This is a genomic window from Rahnella perminowiae (genome assembly GCF_019049755.1).
GTDB lineage: Bacteria > Pseudomonadota > Gammaproteobacteria > Enterobacterales > Enterobacteriaceae > Rahnella > Rahnella perminowiae.
Genome location: NZ_JAFMOS010000638.1, coordinates 1 through 19,727 on the forward strand (window position 1 = coordinate 1; position 19,727 = coordinate 19,727).

Annotated in this window: 15 protein-coding genes; 5 read left to right on the forward strand and 10 right to left on the reverse strand. The window is 52.5% G+C overall.

From position 1 onward, the window contains the following. Nucleotides 1-443: 443 nt before the first annotated feature. A complete protein-coding gene (gene arcB / locus J1785_RS24375) occupies nt 444-2,783 on the reverse strand; it encodes an aerobic respiration two-component sensor histidine kinase ArcB (protein WP_217220943.1) in 2,340 nt (779 codons plus the stop codon). A gap of 871 nt (nt 2,784-3,654) precedes the next feature. Between arcB and gltB the strand changes: the two genes are divergently transcribed. Together gltB and J1785_RS24385 are read left to right on the forward strand one after the other, a co-directional pair. Further along, nucleotides 3,655-8,112 (forward strand): glutamate synthase large subunit, encoded by a 4,458-nt coding sequence (gene gltB, locus J1785_RS24380; RefSeq protein WP_217138170.1) that lies wholly within the window; start codon nt 3,655-3,657, stop codon nt 8,110-8,112. A 9-nt stretch (nt 8,113-8,121) separates the two neighbouring features. Then, a complete protein-coding gene (locus J1785_RS24385) occupies nt 8,122-9,540 on the forward strand; it encodes a glutamate synthase small subunit (RefSeq protein WP_129954715.1) in 1,419 nt (472 codons plus the stop codon). 272 nt (nt 9,541-9,812) lie between these two features. Here J1785_RS24385 and sspB read toward each other — a convergent pair whose 3' ends face one another. The 5 genes from sspB to zapE form a co-directional block, all read right to left on the reverse strand. Continuing rightward, complete coding sequence (gene sspB, locus J1785_RS24390; RefSeq protein WP_129954716.1) at nt 9,813-10,307, reverse strand: ClpXP protease specificity-enhancing factor; 495 nt, start codon at nt 10,305-10,307, stop codon at nt 9,813-9,815. A 3-nt stretch (nt 10,308-10,310) separates the two neighbouring features. Then, nucleotides 10,311-10,952 carry a stringent starvation protein SspA gene (gene sspA / locus J1785_RS24395; RefSeq protein ID WP_129954717.1) on the reverse strand — a complete coding sequence of 214 codons (642 nt, stop codon included), beginning with the start codon at nt 10,950-10,952 and terminating at the stop codon, nt 10,311-10,313. Between the two features lie 335 nt (nt 10,953-11,287). Further along, entirely contained in the window at nt 11,288-11,680 is a 393-nt protein-coding gene (gene rpsI / locus J1785_RS24400; RefSeq protein ID WP_013577238.1) for a 30S ribosomal protein S9, read from the reverse strand. Between the two features lie 16 nt (nt 11,681-11,696). Beyond that, entirely contained in the window at nt 11,697-12,125 is a 429-nt protein-coding gene (gene rplM / locus J1785_RS24405; RefSeq protein ID WP_013577239.1) for a 50S ribosomal protein L13, read from the reverse strand. A gap of 320 nt (nt 12,126-12,445) precedes the next feature. Then, on the reverse strand, nt 12,446-13,585 hold the full coding sequence (gene zapE / locus J1785_RS24410) for a cell division protein ZapE (protein WP_129991981.1): 1,140 nt from the start codon (nt 13,583-13,585) through the stop codon (nt 12,446-12,448). A gap of 285 nt (nt 13,586-13,870) precedes the next feature. Here zapE and zapG point away from each other — a divergent pair, with 285 nt between their 5' ends. The 3 genes from zapG (at nt 13,871) to degS (ending at nt 16,942) form a co-directional block, all read left to right on the forward strand. Then, nucleotides 13,871-14,272 carry a Z-ring associated protein ZapG gene (gene zapG / locus J1785_RS24415; RefSeq protein ID WP_013577242.1) on the forward strand — a complete coding sequence of 134 codons (402 nt, stop codon included), beginning with the start codon at nt 13,871-13,873 and terminating at the stop codon, nt 14,270-14,272. A 148-nt stretch (nt 14,273-14,420) separates the two neighbouring features. Then, a complete protein-coding gene (gene degQ / locus J1785_RS24420; protein WP_129954721.1) occupies nt 14,421-15,788 on the forward strand; it encodes a serine endoprotease DegQ in 1,368 nt (455 codons plus the stop codon). Nucleotides 15,789-15,874: 86 nt separating this feature from the next. After that, complete coding sequence (gene degS / locus J1785_RS24425) at nt 15,875-16,942, forward strand: outer membrane-stress sensor serine endopeptidase DegS (protein WP_129954722.1); 1,068 nt, start codon at nt 15,875-15,877, stop codon at nt 16,940-16,942. A gap of 75 nt (nt 16,943-17,017) precedes the next feature. Here the strand turns inward: degS and murA are convergent, their stop codons facing one another. The 4 genes from murA to mlaC all read right to left on the reverse strand — a co-directional run bounded on the left by murA (nt 17,018) and on the right by mlaC (nt 19,714). Beyond that, a complete protein-coding gene (murA, locus tag J1785_RS24430) occupies nt 17,018-18,277 on the reverse strand; it encodes a UDP-N-acetylglucosamine 1-carboxyvinyltransferase (protein WP_129954723.1) in 1,260 nt (419 codons plus the stop codon). Nucleotides 18,278-18,344: 67 nt separating this feature from the next. Next, nucleotides 18,345-18,599, reverse strand: coding sequence for a BolA family iron metabolism protein IbaG (gene ibaG, locus J1785_RS24435; protein ID WP_129954724.1), 255 nt, complete (start codon nt 18,597-18,599; stop codon nt 18,345-18,347). A 168-nt stretch (nt 18,600-18,767) separates the two neighbouring features. Continuing rightward, nucleotides 18,768-19,082, reverse strand: coding sequence for a lipid asymmetry maintenance protein MlaB (gene mlaB, locus J1785_RS24440; protein ID WP_129954725.1), 315 nt, complete (start codon nt 19,080-19,082; stop codon nt 18,768-18,770). Then, a complete protein-coding gene (gene mlaC, locus J1785_RS24445) occupies nt 19,079-19,714 on the reverse strand; it encodes a phospholipid-binding protein MlaC (protein ID WP_129954726.1) in 636 nt (211 codons plus the stop codon). Before mlaC ends, mlaB begins: the two co-directional genes overlap by 4 nt. Nucleotides 19,715-19,727: the final 13 nt, after the last annotated feature.

A 19,727-nucleotide genomic window follows, 5' to 3' on the forward strand; every position in this document is an offset into this window, starting at 1 on the left:
CTTGGGGCTTCCGAAAAGTCAGCTCGTTAAAATTCGACATAAAAACAGATATTACAAAGGGTTATACATTATTTTAGATTTTATAGAACCGGTTTCAGAAACGAGCATATCGCAAATCCGCCGGTAAAACAGTCTGCTTGTGTTCAGTTCCATAAGCAAAATTGCATGTCGCCGATACAACATCAACAGGCTTCATTTGTATTCTGTGAAAAATCCTGCGATAAAGGCTTGATGTTTTGTATAGACAAAGACTAATCTACATCACAGTTTTTAATGAATGTTGTAACAGCCTTGCTTATATTTGTTATGTTGATTGCTACAGGATGTATTAGACTTTAAAACTGAATTCCAAGACCTGCGAAAACCAAACCCTAAAAACTATCGTGGGTTACCTCTTTCCCTGGTGTTGGCGCAGTATTCGCGCACCCCGGCCTCGGCTGGGGTTATTTTTTTTCAGCGTTTGACGTCCAGTCACGCAATACTTTGATGTCATTGCGCCATTCAGCCTTCAGCTCATCAACCCATTCCTGAACATTATCCCACCAGGCAGGCAGCGTCGGGGTCTGGATCTGTTGTGCCAGTTGCTGTAAATGTTTCAGGCCAACGGAACCGGCCGCCCCTTTGATTTTGTGGCCTTCCTCGGCAATCCCTTTCTGATCGCGCGCGGTCATGTTGGAATCCAGCACAGCCAGATAGCCCGGCATCATTTTTTCAAACATATCCGCACTCTGATAAATCAGTTTCGCCCCGACCAGGTCGATGTACTGCTCGAGCATGGCGGTATCAAGCAACGATTCGCTGTCTTTCATCACTACAGGCTCCTTTTCCAATACGCAAACGTCAGGCTGATGATCCCAGAACTGCTGAATCATCGTGGTCAGTGCGGAAACAGACAGCGGCTTGCTCAGCACATCATCCATTCCCGCATCAAGATACTCTTTTTTGTCTTTCAGCACGTTTGCTGTCAGGGCAATCAGCGGCGGCAGAGATTGCCCGGCGTAATCGGTACGCAGCTTACGGGCGATATCCAGTCCGGTCATGTCCGGTAGCTGAATATCCAGCAGCACCAGATCGAATTCGTCGGGATCAAACATCTCCAGCGCATCATGGCCGTTCATCGCCACTTCAACGCTGTTGCCTAACTTCTCCAGCACCGAACGCGCCACAATCACGTTCAGCTCGATATCTTCGACCAGCAGCACATGCAGCGCCGGTAACGGCATGTCTTCTTCGTCACCGGCCAGATCAGCCGGTGCATCCAGCATCGGTGCGCGGACAGTCAGCGTAAAGCAGGAACCCTGCCCCGGCACACTGCTGACGGTGATATCGCCGCCCATCGCCTGCGCCAGACGTTTTGACACCGCCAGTCCGATACCCGTACCGGTTGCCGGTTTACCGCCGTTGCGATCTTTTACCTGATAATACATGGCGAAGATTTTGTCCTGCTCATCCTGCGGGATCCCCAGACCGGAATCGCGCACAACAAAGCGCAGCATATCGTTCGGCTCATAATGCACGCTCAGTACAATCTGACCTTCGCGGGTAAATTTGACGGCGTTGCCAATCAGGTTCCATAAAATCTGGCGCAGACGCGTGCCGTCCGTCGTAATACTGCGCGGCAACGGCAGATCAGGCTCCATGATAAATTTCAGCCCTTTCGGCTGAGCCAGCAGGCCGGAAAGATTTTCAAGATCAGTCAGGAATTCGGTAAAATCGACCGGCTGGTTATCAAGCTGCACTTTGCGGCGTTCGATCTTATCCATTTCGATAATATCGTTGAAGATATTACCGAGGGTGATGGCGCTGACATGGATAGTTTTCAGGTAGCTGTGCTGTTCTTTATCCAGTTCAGTATCGAGCAGTATGCGGCTTAGCCCGACGATGCCATTAAGCGGTGTACGCAGCTCGTGGCTGATCGTTGAGATAAAGGTGGTCTTCTCACGGCTGGCATTCTCTAACGCGTCCTGATAGCGCTTACGCTCGGTAATATCGCGTCCGAAGCCCATCAGCCCGTGCCGCTTGCCGATACGGTCATAAAACGGCACTTTGCGCAATTCAAAGCAGGCTTTACGTCCGTCCGGATAGACCAGCCATTGTTCGTAAGTCAGGGAAACATTGTGACGAAAAACCTTCTCGTCAGTCTCAACCACTTTCTCGGCGATATCCGGCGTGTAAACATCGTTAGGCGTCAGGCCGATCAATTGCTTCTCACTTTTGCCGGTCAGCAGTTCCATCGCACGGTTACAGCCGGAGAATTCTTTGTCTTCGTTACGGTAATACACCAGGTCCGGCGAGGCATCGAGGAAAGAGCGTAATAATGCAGATTGCTGACTCAGTTCGATTTGCGCCTGTTCGCGGTGCTGCATTTCAAGTTTCAGCTTATCGACCACCGCCAGACGTGCTTCTTCCGCTTTCACACGGTCGGCGATTTCCTGATTCAGCTGGGTGATATTATCTTTGAGTTGCTGATTCAGTTCGAGGTCTCGGTGGCGCATTTCCTCCAGTTTATCGACCAGACGCGCTAAACGCTGACGTGACTCTTCAAGCTGTTCAACCACCACCGACAGGAAATAAACCGCCCAGGGCGTAATCAGCAAACCAAAGAAGATGGAACGAACGACGTCGATACTCTCAACCTGCCCGCGCAGGAGCATAGTGACCGCCATCTGGACAATCATTGCCAGCACCACCAGCGCAGATGCCAGCAACAGTGAAAATCTCACCAGCCCCAGCTTGACCATCAGATCGACATAATACTGCGCTAAAACCCGGATTTGCTTCATAACGTTTCCCTTAAAACGAAGTCCTCTGAATCATACCGCAAAACCTCCCCGGCGTGATGGCAGGGCATAAATTGAACGTGAAGTTTGCGAGATGCACCTTGCAGGGGCTTGTCATGGTGCAATGCAGGTAAGCGGGGCAGAGTATTGACTATTATCTGCGGTGATATTATTAATATCGGCCGGCTTTATCAGGCCGCAAACATCGCCAACTGCCGTCCGGCTAACATTTTTTCCTTTTATCCGCCGAATATCTTTCCTGCCGGCGTATTTCGCACAGGCATAACTATTCATTATTACTGCAAATAAAGTCACTCCTGGCAGTATGAATAATTCTTATTACAAACCCGCCACTAACACATTATTACTGTCAGGTTAAAAACAGTGACAAACCGCATGTGCACAGCATTTTCCAGTATAAAATACTGGTAATTACGCCCCTGCCAGCATGGTGCGGAGATCTTACGCTTTCCCCATAGTGAGTCAGCTCACACTTTACGGGCATGACCCTATCGAAAATACGCCAATAAAAACACCATAAATTAAATATATTTCAATAAGTTAAATCGCTTTATATCACTTTTAATATAACTTAAATCGCCATTTGACCTGTCTGTGCTTTCTCGCTAAGTTGGGAGTCCGCTGGAAGCAATCTCGACGGGTGAGCAACTCGTCATATTTATGCAGTAATTGAAGACTCCCTCATTAAAACAAGTCAACCACCACTTGTGAGAACCATCACGAGAGGACTTTGACGGAGATGTCCGGGCAATCAACGCACCGCAAGAGTGCGCGAAATTGCGGATAAACCTCTGTGTATAAGCCCGCTCGCGATTGGTGTGAGAGTCTCGCAGAGCCTGGGGAGGTTCACGTAATGTTGTACGATAAATCCCAAGAGAGGGACAACTGTGGTTTCGGCCTGATCGCCCATATAGAAGGCGAACCTAGCCATAAGGTCGTGCGTACTGCGATCCACGCACTGGCCCGTATGCAACACCGTGGTGCGATCCTTGCTGACGGCAAGACCGGCGACGGCTGTGGCCTTCATTTACAGAAACCTGACCGCTTCTTCCGCATGATTGCCGAAGAACGTGGCTGGCGTCTGGCGAAAAACTATGCCGTTGGCATGCTGTTCCTCAGCAAAGATGAAAAAGAAGCGGAGGCAAGCCGCCGCATTGTTGAAGAAGAGTTGCAAAACGAGACGCTGTCCGTGGTGGGCTGGCGTGACGTTCCGACTAATCCGGACGTACTTGGTGAAATCGCGCTTTCCTCCCTGCCCCGCATCGAACAAATTTTTGTCAACGCGCCCGCCGGCTGGCGTCCGCGTGACATGGAGCGTCGCCTGTATATGGCGCGCCGCCGCATTGAGAAACGCATTCAGGATAAAGACTTCTATGTCTGCAGTTTCTCCAACGTGGTCACGATCTATAAAGGCCTGTGTATGCCGGCGGATCTGCCACGCTTCTATTTAGATCTGGCCGACCTGCGCCTGGAATCGGCCATCTGCCTGTTCCATCAGCGTTTCTCGACCAACACCGTACCGCGCTGGCAGCTGGCTCAGCCTTTCCGCTATCTGGCGCACAACGGTGAAATCAACACCATCACCGGTAACCGCCAGTGGGCACGTGCCCGTGCGTATAAATTCAAAACGCCGCTGATCCCTGATCTGCAAGATGCTTCACCTTTCGTGAATGAAACCGGTTCGGATTCCAGCTCGCTGGATAATATGCTCGAACTGTTTCTGGCAGGCGGGATGGATTTGCTGCGCGCCATGCGCTTGCTGGTACCGCCAGCCTGGCAACAAAACCCGGACATGGACGACGACCTGCGCGCGTTCTTCGATTTTAACTCCATGCACATGGAGCCGTGGGACGGTCCTGCCGGCATCGTAATGTCAGATGGTCGTTATGCCGCCTGTAACCTTGACCGTAACGGGCTGCGCCCTGCGCGCTATGTCATCACCAAAGACAAGCTGATCACCTGTGCCTCTGAAGTTGGCATCTGGGATTACCAGCCTGATGAAGTGGTCGAAAAAGGCCGCGTCGGACCGGGCGAGCTGATGGTGATCGACACCCGCAGTGGCAAAATTCATCACTCCGCTGAAACCGATAACGACCTGAAAGGCCGTCACCCTTACAAACAATGGATGGAGAAAAACGTCCAGCGTCTGGTGCCGTTCGAAGACCTGCCGGAAGATCAGGTGGGCAGCCGCGAGCTGGAAGATTCGTTACTCGAAACCTTCCAGAAGCAGTTCGGCTACAGCAGTGAAGAACTCGATCAGATCATCCGCGTGCTGGGTGAAAACGGTCAGGAAGCCGTCGGTTCCATGGGCGATGATACGCCATTTGCCGTGCTCTCCAGCCGTCCGCGTATCGTGTATGACTACTTCCGCCAGCAGTTTGCGCAGGTCACCAACCCGCCAATCGATCCGCTGCGTGAAGCCCACGTGATGTCTCTGGCGACCAGCATTGGCCGTGAGATGAATGTGTTCTGCGAAGCCGAAGGTCAGGCTCACCGCCTGAGCTTCAAATCGCCAATCCTGCTGTGGTCTGACTTTAAACAGCTGACCACGCTCGACAGCAAGCATTATCGCGCTGAAACACTGGATATCACGTACGATCCGACCGAACAAAATATGGAGCAGTTCGTCCAGAAACTCTGTGACGAAGGCGAACAGAAAGTGCGTAACGGCGCGGTTCTGCTGGTGCTGTCTGACCGCAACATCGCCCCGAACCGTCTGCCGCTGCCTGCGCCAATGGCCGTCGGTGCGCTACAGTTGCGTCTGGTTGAGAAAAGCCTGCGCTGCGATGCCAACATCATTGTTGAAACGGCCAGCGCCCGTGACCCGCACCATTTCGCCGTGCTGATTGGTTTCGGTGCCACAGCGGTTTATCCGTATCTGGCCTACGAAACGCTGGCAAAACTGGTTGACTCGCAGGTCATCGAGAAGAAATACCGTGAAGTGATGCTGAATTACCGTAACGGCATCAATAAAGGCCTGTACAAGATCATGTCCAAAATGGGCATCTCAACCGTTGCCTCTTACCGTTGCTCTAAACTGTTTGAAGCGGTCGGTCTGGCGAAAGATCTGTGCAACACCTGCTTCAACGGCGTCGTCAGCCGTATCGGCGGTGCCGGTTACAGCGACTTCGAACAGGACTTGCTGAACCTGTCCAAACGCGCATGGCTGAAACGCAAAACGTTGGATCAGGGCGGTCTGCTGAAGTTTGTCCACGGTGGCGAATACCATTCCTATAACCCGGACGTGGTCACTACCCTGCAAACTGCCGTCAACAGCGGTGATTACGACGATTATAAGAAATACGCCAAACTGGTTAACGAACGTCCGGTGGCCACGCTGCGCGACTTGCTGAAAGTCACGCCTAAAGGCCAGCCGATCCCTGTTGATCAGGTTGAACCGGCGGAAGGTTTATTTACCCGTTTCGATACGGCTGCAATGTCTATCGGCGCACTGAGCCCGGAAGCGCATGAATCTCTGGCCGAGGCGATGAACAGCATCGGCGGACGTTCTAACTCCGGGGAAGGCGGCGAAGATCCGGCGCGTTACGGTACCAATAAAGTGTCCCGTATCAAGCAAGTTGCATCAGGTCGTTTCGGGGTAACACCGGCGTATCTGGTGAATGCCGATGTTATTCAGATCAAAGTGGCGCAGGGTGCAAAACCAGGCGAAGGCGGCCAGTTGCCGGGGGACAAAGTGACGCCGTACATCGCGAAACTGCGTTATTCCGTGCCGGGCGTAACCCTGATTTCTCCACCGCCGCATCACGATATTTATTCCATTGAAGATCTGGCGCAGCTGATTTTCGACCTGAAACAGGTCAACCCGAAAGCAATGATTTCGGTGAAGCTGGTTTCTGAACCGGGCGTCGGCACTATCGCCGTCGGCGTGGCAAAAGCCTACGCCGATCTCATCACGATCGCTGGCTACGATGGCGGCACCGGCGCAAGCCCGCTGTCTTCCGTGAAATACGCCGGCTGTCCGTGGGAACTGGGGCTGGTGGAAACACAACAGGCGCTGGTGGCGAACGGGCTGCGTCACAAAATTCGTCTGCAAGTGGATGGCGGCCTGAAAACCGGCCTCGACATCATCAAGGCAGCGATTTTGGGGGCAGAAAGCTTTGGTTTCGGGACCGGCCCGATGGTGGCGCTGGGTTGTAAATACCTGCGTATTTGCCACCTGAACAACTGTGCAACGGGCGTGGCAACTCAGGATGAAAAACTGCGTCGCAACCATTATCACGGTCTGCCGGAACGTGTGACGAACTACTTCAGGTTCATCACGCAGGAAACCCGTGAAATCATGGCCGAACTGGGCATCAGCCAACTGGTGGACCTGATTGGCCGTACCGACCTGCTGACCGAGCTGGACGGCTTCACCGCCAAGCAAAACAATCTCGACCTTTCTGCGATACTGGCAACGGCCACACCGCATGAAGGTAAATCTGTGTACTGCACAGAAAGCAACCCGGCGTTCGATAAGGGTCAGCTGAATAAAGACATTCTGGAACAGGCATCACCCCATATCGATTCGAAGCAGAGCAAAGCGTTCTACTTTGATATCCGCAACACTGACCGTTCAGTGGGTGCCATGTTGTCCGGGGCGATTGCGGAGAAACACGGTGATCAGGGTATGGCGGCTGATCCGGTGCGCATTAACTTCAATGGCACCGCGGGCCAGAGTTTCGGCGTCTGGAACGCTGGCGGCGTAGATTTAATGCTGACCGGCGATGCAAACGACTATGTGGGCAAAGGCATGGCCGGTGGCCGTATTGCCATTCGTCCGCCAATCGGTTCTGCATTCCGCAGCCACGAAGCCAGCATCATCGGCAACACCTGTTTGTATGGTGCAACCGGTGGCAAAATGTTTGCGGCAGGCCGTGCGGGTGAGCGTTTCGCTGTCCGTAACTCCGGTGCTATCACTGTGGTAGAAGGCATCGGTGATAACGGCTGTGAATATATGACCGGTGGTATTGTGTGTGTCCTCGGCCGTACCGGCGTCAACTTCGGCGCAGGCATGACCGGTGGTTTCGCTTATGTCCTTGATGAAGATGGCGAATTCCGCAAACGTGTTAACCCGGAACTGGTTGAAGTGCTGGAAGTGGCCGATCTGGCTATCCATGAAGAGCATCTGCGCGGTTTGATCATCGAACACGTACAGTTGACCGCATCGACCCGTGGTGAAGAGATTTTGGCGAACTGGCCGGAGTGGGCGCCTAAATTTGCCCTGGTAAAACCGAAGTCCAGTGATGTCAAAGCATTGTTGGGTCACCGTAGTCGTTCCGCAGCTGAGCTGCGGGTACAAGCGCAGTAAGAGGTTAAGATGAGTCAAAACGTTTATCAATTTGTCGACTTACAGCGTGTTGATCCGCCTAAGAAAGCGCTGAAGATCCGCAAAATTGAGTTTGTGGAAATTTATGAGCCGTTCTCAGCGACGCAAGCCGCCTCACAGGCAGACCGCTGTCTGTCGTGCGGTAACCCTTACTGTGAATGGAAATGTCCGGTACATAACTATATTCCGAACTGGCTGAAGCTGGCGAACGAAGGCCGCATCATGGAAGCGGCAGATCTCGCGCACCAGACCAACAGCCTGCCGGAAGTCTGCGGGCGTGTTTGCCCGCAGGACAGACTCTGCGAAGGTTCCTGCACCCTGAACGATGAGTTCGGTGCAGTGACCATCGGTAACATCGAACGCTATATTAACGATAAAGCCATTGAGATGGGCTGGCGTCCGGATATGTCTCACGTACAGCCAACCGGCAAACGCGTGGCGATTATCGGCGCAGGGCCGGCGGGTCTGGCCTGTGCTGATGTCCTGACCCGCAACGGTGTGAAAGCGGTGGTTTACGATCGCCATCCGGAAATCGGCGGCTTGCTGACTTTCGGCATCCCGGCCTTTAAGCTGGAAAAATCGGTGATGACCAAACGTCGTGAAATCTTCACTGAGATGGGTATCGAGTTCCAGCTCAATACTGAAGTCGGCAAAGACGTCACCATTGATGCACTGCTGGCGGAATACGATTCTGTGTTCCTCGGCGTCGGGACTTATCAGTCAATGCGCGGTGGTCTGGCGAATGAAGATGCACCGGGCGTTTACGATGCCCTGCCGTTCCTGATCGCAAATACCAAGCAACTGATGGGTTATGCCGACAGTCAGGAAGAGCCTTACGTCACCATGGATAAAAAACGTGTGGTGGTGCTGGGCGGGGGTGATACTGCGATGGACTGCGTGCGTACCTCAATCCGTCAGGGTGCTACTCACGTGACCTGTGCATACCGTCGTGATGAAGAGAACATGCCGGGCTCACGTCGTGAAGTGAAGAATGCGCGCGAAGAAGGCGTTGATTTCAAATTCAACCTGCAACCGCTGAGCATCGAACTGAATGATTCTGGCCGCGTATGTGGTGTACGCATGGCGCGTACTGAACTGGGCGCACCGGATGCTCATGGTCGTCGTCGTGCTGAAATCGTGGCGGGTTCCGAACATGTAATGGAAGCTGATGCCGTGGTGATGGCATTTGGTTTCCGTCCTCATAAAATGGAATGGCTGGCAGCCCACGACGTTGAGCTGGATACCCAGGGGCGTATCGTGGCACCGGAAGGCAGCGACAATGCCTTCCAGACCAGCAACCCGAAAATCTTCGCCGGTGGCGATGCGGTTCGCGGTTCCGATCTGGTGGTGACCGCTATTGCTGAAGGCCGTAAAGCAGCAGAAGGCATCATGAACTTCCTCGAAGTCTGATCCATCGCCTCATAAAAAGGTCTGCTAACAATGGTTGGCAGACCTTTTTTACGCATAACTCAAAAGAATTCCTCATGACATCCCCCTTTTCTGCCGGTTATTCGTCGAATATCCTCATAGCGTCAGGCTCAGCTTCGGTTCAAGCGAATAACGTGTTCAATGATGACACAGCAAATCTGCACTGCCGGAAGGAGAAGTCAGCGGACTGAAGGCAATAAAAAACCCCGCGTAACAACGCAGGGTTTAAGCACGGAACCGGAGTGAGTGGGTTGTTACTTCACTACGCGCAGTGCCGGACGACCACCGCGTGGCGGCGTTGGCGGCTCATCGTTCGGATCTTCTTCAGCCACATCGGGCAAATCGCCATCAATGACTGACATCGTCGGTTCTGCCGGCTCATCAGCGCTCAGATCACCCTCAAAGGCACCTTCGGCTTCATAAGCTGGTTCCGGTTCGAACATGGTACCGGCACCGTTTTCGCGGGCATAAATCGCCAGAACAGCGGCAATTGGTACAAACACGTTACGCGGTACGCCACCAAAACGGGCATTAAAGCGTACGTCATCGTTACCCAGTTCGAGATTGCCGACAGCACGCGGCGCAACGTTCAGGACAATTTGTCCGTCACGCGCAAACTCCATCGGCACCATCACGCCTGGCATCGTTACGTCAACCACCAGATGCGGGGTTAACTGGTTGTCGAGCAACCAGTCATAAAAAGCCCGCAGCAGATAGGGGCGACGCGGAGACATGTCGGTCATCTCCATACCTTAACCTCGGGTATGCAAACGCATTTCGCGCTCTGCTTCGGTCAGGGAAGCCAGGAAAGCATCTCGTTCGAAGACGCGAGTCATATAACCTTTCAGCTCTTTAGAACCGGCACCTGCCAGTTCAATACCCAGTTCCGGCAAACGCCACAGCAGCGGAGCCAGGTAACAATCAACCAGGCTGAACTCTTCGCTCTTGAAGTAAGGCATGTATGAGAAGATTGGCGCAATAGCCAGCAGCTCTTCACGCAATTGCTTACGCGCGGCATCGGCTTCGCTTGCCGAACCTTGCTCGATCTGACGCATCAGCGAATACCAGTCATTTTCGATGCGGTGCATCATCAGACGGCTCTCACCACGGGCAACCGGATAAACCGGCATCAGCGGCGGATGCGGGAAGCGCTCATCAAGATATTCCATGATGATGCGGGATTCGAACAGGGTCAGTTCACGATCAACCAGCGTCGGTACAGTGCGGTAAGGGTTGAGGTCAATAAGATCCTGCGGCAGGTGATCCATCTCAACCTGCTCGATCTCGACACTGACACCTTTCTCCGCCAGTACGATACGTACCTGATGGCTAAAAATGTCGGTCGGGCCGGAAAACAGCGTCATTACCGAACGTTTGTTGGCAGCGACAGCCATGAAAACCTCCAAGTTTATCTAGAATATTACAGCGAGTTATCGCCAGCCTGCAGTTTTTGTCCCGTAGTTTCATAGACAACCATCGGCAAGGCGAACCCAGCCAGGAAGCGCGGCAACGTCAACTGCTCGGCGAACAGGTACAAAAGTGTGTGATAGTTTACCAGATTTTACGCAGGCTGTGGGGCACGGTGAAACGATTTCATGGCGAATTGTGTGTCAGGAGATCATTTTCTTCCGCAATTACCGAAAAAAAGACATAAAAAAACCCGGTGAAACACCGGGTTTTTGACGCTGATTTTCGTGCCGAAGCACTGAGCTGCAAAAGCAGCAGAAAATTAACGTTTGGAGAACTGAGGACGACGACGTGCTTTACGCAGACCGACTTTCTTACGTTCAACCTGACGAGCATCACGGGTAACGAAGCCTGCTTTACGCAGTTCGCCACGAAGATTTTCGTCATATTCCATCAGTGCACGGGTGATACCGTGACGGATAGCACCAGCTTGACCGGAGATACCACCACCTTTAACGGTGATGTACAGGTCGAATTTCTCAACCATGTCGACCAGTTCCAGTGGTTGACGAACTACCATGCGGGCAGTTTCACGACCAAAGTACTGTTCCAGGCTACGCTGGTTAATTACGATGTTACCACTACCCGGTTTGATGAAAACACGAGCGGCGGAGCTTTTGCGGCGACCAGTGCCGTAGTATTGATTTTCAGCCATTGCCTATAATCCCGAATTAAATGTCAAGAACTTGCGGTTGTTGCGCCGCATGAGTGTGCTCGTTACCCGCGTAAACTTTCATTTTACGGTACATTGCACGACCCAACGGGCCCTTTGGCAACATGCCTTTAACCGCGAGCTCGATCACGCGTTCAGGACGGCGAGCGATCATCTCTTCAAAGGTCGCTTGCTTGATACCACCGATGTGGCCGGTGTGATGGTAATAAATCTTGTCGTTACGCTTGTTGCCAGTGACAGCAACTTTTTCTGCGTTCAGAACGATGATGTAATCACCAGTATCAACGTGCGGAGTGTATTCCGCTTTATGTTTGCCACGCAGACGGCGGGCCAGTTCAGTGGCCAGGCGACCTAAGGTCTTGCCGGTAGCGTCAACTACGAACCAGTCACGTTGTACGGTTTCCGGTTTAGCTGTAAAAGTTTTCATTAAAAGCTTACCCAATTAAAGTTACACGTTGGCGAACACCCGAACGCTTACTTGTTTATAAAATAAGTATTTGAGGTTCACACGACCATCGTCCAGCAAACCTACCCCTTCGAATAGCCAATGCTGGCACTTATAAAGTTTCGGGAAAAAAACTTTGTAGTAACGTGGGGTCGCAAGATTATAGAGAAGTCTCCTGCAAAGATCGAACCCTTTTTCGACAAAAAGGAAGATTTCCCTCCCCGCCTTCTGAGGGTTCACCCTGCAGGCTTTACTGACGCTTTTTATACCACGAACTGATCAAAAAATAACCATACAAAAAATCACGGCAGATGCGGCCGTCTGAGGTACTCCTCGCTCTGCATCTCCTGCAGACGTGACAGACAACGCTGATATTCGAATTTCAGCCGTTCGCCCTGATAAATGTCAAACATCGGGACGGCGGCGGAAATGACCAGTTTTACATGACGCTCATAGAATTCATCGACCAGCGCCAGAAAACGCCGGGCTGCGTTCTCACTGTCTGCGCCCATCACCGGCACATTGTGCAGCAGTACGCTGTGATAGATTTTCGACAGCGCAATATAATCGAGCTGGCTGCGCGCCTCTTCACATAAGGTATGAAATTCCACCGCCAGCACGCCATCAACGGCGGCAATAGCCTGCAGCGGACGATGATTCACTTCCAGCAGCGGTCTTTCGCCCGTCTGCGCACCGCTGTGATTGCCGGTCAGTTTCCCTAACATTGAATGCATCGCGTCAGCAGTTTCCGGCCCCGCAGGTGTCAGCCATAAATTGGCCTGCGTCAGCGTGCGCAAACGGTAATCGATACCTGCATCCACATTGAGCACATCGCAGTATTCTTTAATCAGATCAATCGCAGGCAGGAACCGTGCCCGTTGCAGGCCGTTGCGGTACAGCAAATCAGGCGGAATATTTGATGTCGCAATCAGCGTGATACCCCGGGCAAACAGGGCCTGCAATAACGTCGCCAGCAGCATCGCATCGGTAATATCCGAAACAAAAAACTCATCAAAACAGAGCACATCGGTTTCTGCTTTAAAGCGGTCCGCGATCACTTCCAGCGGATCCTCCTGCCCCTGAAGTTGCGTCAGTTCTTCATGGACGCGCAACATAAAACGGTGGAAATGCAGGCGAAGCTTGCGATCACCGGGCAGGCTGTGGAAAAACAAATCCATCAGCCAGGTTTTGCCGCGCCCCACTCCGCCCCACATATACAGCCCCTGTACCGGTCGCGAAGGGGTTTTCTGCGGACTTTTGGTAAACAAACGACTCAGCAACCCGCCACGGCTGGCAGACCGGGGACGTGTCAGGGGCTGCGCGGACAATGCCTGGTAAATCGTATCGAGCTGTGCGACAGCTTGTTTCTGAACGGCATCCGCCTGGAACTCACCGGCATCCACAGCGTTCTGATAAAGAAAAAGGGGTGATTGAGATTGCATCTTCGTTAACGTCCCTGAGAAAAAAATTTTATGTTTTTCACGTCGTTTAGCCGCTTTTTTGCCGTGGATTCGCCGCTTTTCCCGGCTGTCTGTGTATGAAAAAACCAACAGATGGCAGTGATTTTCCCCGCAGGATTCCACTCTGACAAGGTTAACGGTTATAGTGGAGCTATTGCATGACGCATGCGTGTAACAATTACGTTAAAACCATTGTGTAAAAAAGTTAAGTCATAAAAGTTACGTGAAAAAGCCCTGCGGGACAACGAAGTCAAAATAGGAGTCATTATGACCTGGGAGTATGCACTCATTGGATTAGTGGTCGGTATCGCAATTGGTGCGGTGGCGATGCGCTTTGGTAATCGTAAATTACGTGATCAACAAGTCATGAAAAACGAACTGGAGAAAAGTAAAGCCGAACTCGACGAATACCGTCAGGAGCTGGTGGGCCATTTTGCCCGCAGCGCAGAGTTGCTCGATAACATGGCGACGGATTACCGTCAGCTGTATCAGCACATGGCTAAAAGCTCCAACAATTTACTGCCCGATATGCCTGAGCAGGATAATCCGTTTAATTATCGTCTGACCGGTTCTGAAGCCGATAATGATCAGGTGCCGGTGCAAATGCCACGCGATTATTCTGACGGCGCGTCCGGTTTGCTGCGTGGCGAGCGTCCGGTTCGTAAATAACAGACGCCCCTGACCTGCACAACAATCGTTATGCAGTTACGGCACATGTCCCGTGCGTGTGCCGTTCTCAAGACCCTTCCCGTGTTGTGAATCACCGTTCTGTTATCCATAACTGACGTCCATTACAGAAAGCGAGAGAGTTATCGTGATGAAGAAAAAGTTATTTTTGCTCAGTGTGTTAGCTGTTAGCCTTGGATTAACTTTCGCTTCTGCGCCTATGGCGAATGCGGCTTTACCAACGGAAGTTCAGGGACAACCTTTGCCAAGTCTGGCACCGATGCTGGAAAAAGTATTACCCGCCGTCGTGGGCGTTCAGGTTTCCGGCACCCAGCCGCCAAGTGCGGATGTACCACCAGAATACAAGTTCTTCTTCGGTCAGCAGGATCCGGAACCCAATCAGGGGCCGCAGCCTTTTGAAGGGCTGGGTTCCGGTGTCATTATTGATGCCGCCAAAGGCTACGTGCTCACCAATAATCATGTGGTGAACAACGCGGATAAAATCAACGTTCAGCTCAACGATGGCCGCGAATACAAAGCCAAACTCATCGGCAAAGACGATCAGTCCGATATCGCGGTGATCCAGCTGATTGATGCTAAAAATCTGACACAAATTACGATGGCGGATTCCGATAACCTGCGTGTAGGCGATTTTGCCGTTGCCGTGGGTAATCCGTTTGGGCTCGGCCAGACCGTGACATCCGGCATTGTTTCTGCCCTTGGCCGCAGCGGCCTGAACCTTGAAGGGCTGGAAAACTTTATTCAGACTGATGCGTCGATTAACCGCGGTAACTCCGGTGGCGCGCTGCTCGACCTGAAAGGTGAACTGATTGGTATCAACACCGCCATCATTTCCTCGCAGGGTGGCAGTGTCGGTATCGGTTTTGCTATTCCGGTGAACATGGCGAAGAATCTCAGCCATCAGCTGATTGAATTTGGCGAAGTGAAACGCGGCCTGCTGGGGATCCGCGGCAGCGAAATGACACCGGAACTGGCACAGGCATTCAAACTCGACAGCCAGCGCGGCGCTTTCGTCAACGAGGTGTTGCCGGATTCGGCAGCGGCAAAAGCCGGTATTAAACCGGGTGACGTGCTGATTACCCTGCAGGGTAAAACGCTGAGCAGCTTTGCTGAGTTACGCGCGAAAGTGAGCACTGCCGGCCCGGGAGTCACGATGCAGATTGGTTTGCTGCGCGATGGCAAACCGATGACTGTCAGTGTCACGCTGGATAAAAGCCCTGCCGTAGAAGTCAGCATTGAGAAACTCAATCCGGCATTACAGGGTGTGACGCTCAGTGATACCACCGATAAAAAGACCCAAGGTGTGCATGTTGATGACGTGAAGAAAGGCACGCCGGCGGACCAGATCGGCCTTGAAAAAGGTGATGTGATTATTGGTGTCAACCGCGAGCCGCTCGAAAATCTGGCAGCCTTCCGCAAAATTCTGGAAAGCAAACCGGACCTGATCGCACTGAGCATCTTGCGTAAAGGACAAAATATCTACTTATTCATGCCGTAAAGCGTTGAAAATCGGACGCAGGTGCTGCTGCGTCCGATTAAGTCATGCTATTCTTCCCTCACTTTTATCTCGCATCCCATACACCCATGTTTGTTAAGCTCTTGAGATCCGCTGTTATCGGCCTGATTGTTGCTGGCATTTTGCTGGCGGCGGTACCTATGTTGCGTAAAAACATCACAGAACCGCTGTTTGACAAAAACTTCGCCCAGAACAGCGAAGAACCCGTCAGTTATAACTCAGGCGTCCGCCATGCTGCTCCGGCCGTGGTGAATGTCTATAACCGCAACATGGGTAACAGTACACAGAACGAACTGGCCATCCGCACACTGGGTTCCGGTGTGATCATGAACGACAATGGCTATATCCTCACCAATAAACACGTGATCAATAATGCCGATCAAATTATCGTCGCCTTGCAGGATGGCCGCGTATTCGAAGCGTTGCTGGTCGGCTCTGACAGCCTGACTGACCTGGCCGTGCTGAAAATCAACGCCGGAAATCTGCCGGTCATCCCGATTAATCCACATCGTACCCCGCATGTCGGTGATGTCGTGATGGCAATCGGTAACCCCTATAACCTCGGTCAGACAGTCACACAGGGCATTATCAGCGCCACCGGTCGTATTGGCCTCAGCCCGTCCGGCCGCCAGAACTTTCTGCAAACCGATGCCTCGATCAATCAGGGGAACTCCGGCGGTGCGCTGGTGAATTCGCTCGGGGAACTGATGGGGATTAATACGCTGTCCTTTGACCAAAGTAATGACGGCGCCACGCCGGAAGGCATCGGCTTTGCTATCCCGACCGCACTGGCGACAAAAGTCATGGGCAAGCTGATTCGTGATGGCCGTGTTATTCGGGGTTATATCGGGATCAGCGGGCGTGAAGTTTCCCCTCTGCACGGGCCGAACAGCGGGCTGGATCACATTCAGGGAATTGTGGTGAACGAAGTCACGCCAAATGGCCCGGCGGCAAATGCGGGTATGCAGGTCAGAGACGTGATTATTAACGTCAACAACAAACCGGCCGTTTCCGCTATCGAGACCATGGATCAGGTAGCAGAAATTCGTCCGGGAACCGTCATTCCGGTAGAAATTATGCGTGATGGTCAGAAACTGACATTGCAGGTTACGGTGCAGGAATACCCTGACCACTGACAACCATTCATTGCAGAAACGAAAAAGCCGGAAAGGTTTCCCCTTCCGGCTTTTTTATTGCGCAGGCGTTATGAATCACTCGCCTTTAAAGCGCTCGATTTTTGCACCCAGCTGACGCAGTTTATCTTCGATACGCTCGTAGCCACGATCGATGTGATAAATACGGTCAACCACGGTCACACCTTCGGCAATACAACCCGCCAGAACCAGACTTGCAGAGGCCCGTAAATCGGTCGCCATCACCTGAGCGCCAGACAGTTTTTCAACGCCATGGCAAATGAGGGTGCTGCCTTCGATTTCAGCGTGTGCGCCCATACGGATCAGTTCAGGTATGTGCATGAAACGGTTTTCAAAGATGGTTTCGGTGATCACACCTGTACCTTCTGCTACCAGGTTCAGCAAGCTGAACTGCGCCTGCATGTCAGTCGGGAAGCCCGGATGCGGCGCGGTGCGGAAGGTCACTGCTTTGGCGCGTTTGCCATGCATATCGAGACTGATCCAGTCTTCGCCCACTTCAATATCGGCACCGGCTTCACGCAATTTTGCCAGTACGGCATCCAGCGTATCAGGTCGGGCTTCGCGACAGGTAATCTTGCCACCGGAAATCGCCGCCGCCACCAGGAAGGTGCCGGTTTCGATACGGTCAGGCACCACGCGGTAAACCCCGCCGCCCAGACGGGCAACACCTTCGATGGTAATTTTATCGGTACCCGCACCGGTAATTTGCGCACCCAGTGTATTGAGGAAATTCGCGGTATCGACGATTTCCGGCTCACGCGCGGCATTTTCAATAATGGTGGTGCCTTCAGCCAAGGTCGCCGCGCTCATGATAGTGACCGTTGCGCCCACGCTGACTTTATCCATCACAATGTGCGCGCCTTTCAGGCGGCCATCGACAGAGGCTTTCACATAGCCTTCTTCCAGAACAATGGTCGCGCCCAACTGTTCCAGACCCGTAATATGCAGATCAACAGGACGTGCACCGATAGCACAGCCGCCCGGTAAAGAAACTTCGCCGCGACCGAAACGCGCCACCAGCGGGCCAAGCGCCCAGATGGAAGCACGCATGGTTTTTACCAGGTCATACGGCGCACAAAACTCATTCACCGCACTGGCGTCAACGAAAACAGAACCGTTACGTTCGATTTTGGTGCCCAGCTGGCTCAGCAGCTTGATGGTGGTATCGATATCTTTCAGGTGAGGAACGTTCTGGAGTTCAACAGGTTCTTCAGCAAGCAGTGCGGCAAACAAAATAGGAAGTGCTGCATTTTTTGCACCAGAGATAGTGACTTCACCACTCAGGCGAGTCCCACCCTGTACACGAAATTTATCCATTATGACTGCTCTCTATTTATTAAAACGACAGGTCAGATAGGAGGAAGCTGCCGGAACGCCGGCAGTCTTATAAACCGCTCAGTTTACGGTCACGCGCCCATTCTTCAGGGGTATAAGCCTTGATAGACAGAGCGTGGATTCGATTGTCGGCGATGTATTCCATCAGCGGCGCGTAAACGGTCTGTTGTTTTTTCACGCGGCTCATGCCATCAAACATCGCACCAACGACAATGGCCTGAAAATGACTGCCATCGCCAGTAATGTGGGCTTCGTCCAGTGCCAATGCCTTCATCAGCACGTCTTTAATTTCACTCGTTTCCATAGGGATCTATTCTTCTGAAGAATCATAACAGCCCGATATCTTATAGGGATTGGCGCAATTCTTAAACCACGAAAAAGCCCCTGACGAAGAGTTTCGCACAGGGGCTTTATGGACATACCGATAACGCTTCATATCCCACAGCCTAACCCACGGGAACTGCTCAACTATTTATTCAACAGAACAAGTCGTGGTCTCCGACGGAATAATGTCCTGAAGGTTATACAAAGCAATCAGTGTTCTCAGCCTGTCAGTGATACCCGCAATCGTCAGCGTAATCCCCTGCTGACTGGCTTCCTCGCGTAAATGCACCAGCAAAGCCAGGCCAGAAGAGTCAACACGCGCCAGCCCGGAGACGTCCAGACAGGTCACGCCGGGCATCAGCTTTTTGCGTACATCCCAAAATGCCACCAGCGTTTCGCGATCTAACTCACCGTGCAACGACAGTCGCGGCGGCTGCGATTCCCAGCGCAGGGCTTCACTCATTGTTGTTTATCCAGCGTGATCGGCTGAGCAGCGGCTTGTTTCAGGCGCTCAGTCAGGCCATCAATACCTTTCTGGCGCAAAATATCTGCCCATTCGTTCTGTTTGGTCGAAATCATGCTGACGCCTTCGGCGATCATGTCATAAGCCTGCCAGTCGCCGGTGCGGCTGTTTTTACGCCACTGGAAATCCAGACGAACCGGAGGACGGCCGTTCGGATCGGTAATCGTGACACGGATAGCAATGATGTCTTTACCCGCGTAGGACTGCTCAGGCTGCACCGTATAGTTCTGGCCGTTGTACATCGCCAGAGCCTGGCCGTAAGCCTGTTGCAGGTAGTCTGAGAACGCCGCGAAGTAAGCGTCGCGCTGTGCAGGTGTCGCCTGTTGGTAATAGCGGCCTAACACCAGCGCGCCGGCGTATTTGATTTGCACATACGGCAACAATTCTTCACGAACAATCTGGCGCAGATAGTTAGGATCCTGCTTGATTTTCGGTTGTTCGGTTTTGAGGCGGGTGAAGGTTTTGCTCGCCGCTTCATTCATCACGCTGTAAGGATTGGTCTTGTCCACGGCGGCATTCGCCAGCGGAGCCATAACCACCAGCAGTGCAGCGATCACTAAACGTTTAAACATACTTATTTCCTCT

Coding starts and splice junctions, on each gene's coding strand:
- murA (WP_129954723.1), bottom strand. CDS start 18,277: ATGGATAAATTTCGTGTACAGGGTGGGACTCGCCTGAGTGGTGAAGTC.
- rplM (WP_013577239.1), bottom strand. CDS start 12,125: ATGAAAACTTTTACAGCTAAACCGGAAACCGTACAACGTGACTGGTTC.
- zapE (WP_129991981.1), bottom strand. CDS start 13,585: ATGCAATCTCAATCACCCCTTTTTCTTTATCAGAACGCTGTGGATGCC.
- sspB (WP_129954716.1), bottom strand. CDS start 10,307: ATGGAGATGACCGACATGTCTCCGCGTCGCCCCTATCTGCTGCGGGCT.
- gltB (WP_217138170.1), top strand. CDS start 3,655: ATGTTGTACGATAAATCCCAAGAGAGGGACAACTGTGGTTTCGGCCTG.
- ibaG (WP_129954724.1), bottom strand. CDS start 18,599: ATGGAAACGAGTGAAATTAAAGACGTGCTGATGAAGGCATTGGCACTG.
- sspA (WP_129954717.1), bottom strand. CDS start 10,952: ATGGCTGTCGCTGCCAACAAACGTTCGGTAATGACGCTGTTTTCCGGC.
- rpsI (WP_013577238.1), bottom strand. CDS start 11,680: ATGGCTGAAAATCAATACTACGGCACTGGTCGCCGCAAAAGCTCCGCC.
- J1785_RS24385 (WP_129954715.1), top strand. CDS start 8,122: ATGAGTCAAAACGTTTATCAATTTGTCGACTTACAGCGTGTTGATCCG.
- degQ (WP_129954721.1), top strand. CDS start 14,421: ATGAAGAAAAAGTTATTTTTGCTCAGTGTGTTAGCTGTTAGCCTTGGA.
- arcB (WP_217220943.1), bottom strand. CDS start 2,783: ATGAAGCAAATCCGGGTTTTAGCGCAGTATTATGTCGATCTGATGGTC.
- mlaC (WP_129954726.1), bottom strand. CDS start 19,714: ATGTTTAAACGTTTAGTGATCGCTGCACTGCTGGTGGTTATGGCTCCG.
- mlaB (WP_129954725.1), bottom strand. CDS start 19,082: ATGAGTGAAGCCCTGCGCTGGGAATCGCAGCCGCCGCGACTGTCGTTG.
- zapG (WP_013577242.1), top strand. CDS start 13,871: ATGACCTGGGAGTATGCACTCATTGGATTAGTGGTCGGTATCGCAATT.
- degS (WP_129954722.1), top strand. CDS start 15,875: ATGTTTGTTAAGCTCTTGAGATCCGCTGTTATCGGCCTGATTGTTGCT.